1 protein-coding gene is annotated in these 1,473 nt (G+C 65.5%); it reads right to left on the bottom strand.

From position 1 onward, the window contains the following. Positions 1–90: 90 nt before the first annotated feature. Positions 91–1,473, bottom strand: a 1,383-nt coding sequence (locus tag AC5RWX_RS33290) for a protein adenylyltransferase SelO (RefSeq protein ID WP_494100426.1), incomplete at its 5' end; no start/stop codon positions are given.

Below are 1,473 nucleotides of genomic sequence, written 5' to 3'. Positions count from 1 at the left end.
CCGGGATTTTCCCGGCTGCCGCCCCTGTTTTGTTGTCCGCAGTCTTCGCACCGGGTTCTCCCGGCGGTAAGCCCGCAGATGCCGTGCGTGTCAGGTGCCGCAGAAGGTCTGGTAGGTGCCGAAGTCCTCCGGTGCTCCCTCGGTGTAGCGTTCGAGCCCCGGCCGCTCTCGGAAGGGGTCACGGACCACCTCGAGGAGTTGGTTGAAGGGATTGAGGTCTCCCTCCGTTGCTGCGGCGAGCGCTTCCTCCACCAGGTGGTTCCGCGGTATGTAGGCGGGGTTGACGCGGTCCATCATGGCGGCGTCCGGTTGCTGGGCACGCCACCGCTCCGCCCACGTATCGAAGGCAGCAAGGTCAAGGACCATGCCGCGGGCAGGCCGTTCATTTCCCCTTGCCGCGTGGGCCAGGTTCCGGAAAAACGACGTGTAATCCACTGGCCCATCCTTCAGGAGTGCCACCAGCCCGTCCACCACCTCCGAAGCTTCTTCAGCCTCAGGGGTTTCCGCCGGGGCCTCTGCCAAACCTACTTTGGTTTTCATGCCGGCGAACCAGGCATCGCCGTACTGGCGGCGGAACTTCCCCAGTGCCTCCACGGCAGGGGCCACGGCCTGTTCCTGGTCCTCGTTGAAGAGGGGCAGCATTGCCTCGGCGAGGCGGGCGAGGTTCCATTCGGCGATGACCGGCTGGTTGGCGTACGCGTAGCGCCCGCCGACGTCGATGGAGCTGTAGACCGCGGCAGGATTGAAGGCGTCCATAAAGGCGCAGGGCCCGTAGTCGATGGTTTCTCCGGAGATGGTCATATTGTCCGTGTTCATGACGCCGTGGACGAATCCCACCAGCATCCACTGCGCCACCAGCGTTGCCTGGGCTGCCACCACCCTTTCGAAGAGTTCGAGGTAGGGGTTTTCTGCCTTGACGGCATCCGGATAATGACGGCTGATCGCATGGTCCCCCAACCGCCGCAGGAGGTCCATGTTTTCGGTGGCCCTTGCGTACTGGAAGCTGCCCACACGGAGATGGCTGCTGGCTACCCTTGTGAGCACTGCCCCGGGAAGCATGGTGTCACGGCGTACGGGGCGGCCGGTGGCAACGACGGCAAGGGAACGTGTTGTGGGAACGCTTAGGGCGTGCATCGCCTCACTGACGAGGTACTCCCGGAGCATAGGGCCGACGACGGCGCGACCGTCCCCGGCGCGGGCGAACGGCGTGCGGCCGGAGCCTTTCAGGTGCACGTCCCGTAACCTGCCCTCAGCGTCGGTCACCTCGCCGAGAAGAAGGGCACGCCCGTCGCCCAGCAGTGGCGAGTAGCCGCCGAACTGGTGGCCCGCATACGCCTGGGCAACCGGCGTCGATCCCTCCGGAACGTGGTTCCCCAGGAGGAGCCGTACGCCTTCCGGGGACCGGAGGTATTCCGGATCGAGCCCCAATTCCCCAGCGAGCGCGTCGTTGAGGATGAGCAGCTTCGGCTCGGG

The sequence above is a fragment of the Arthrobacter sp. SPT-J7 genome, assembly GCF_059089965.1.
The sequence above is the reverse complement of the archived record's forward strand: the minus strand, read 5'-3'. Positions and strand labels throughout refer to the sequence as shown.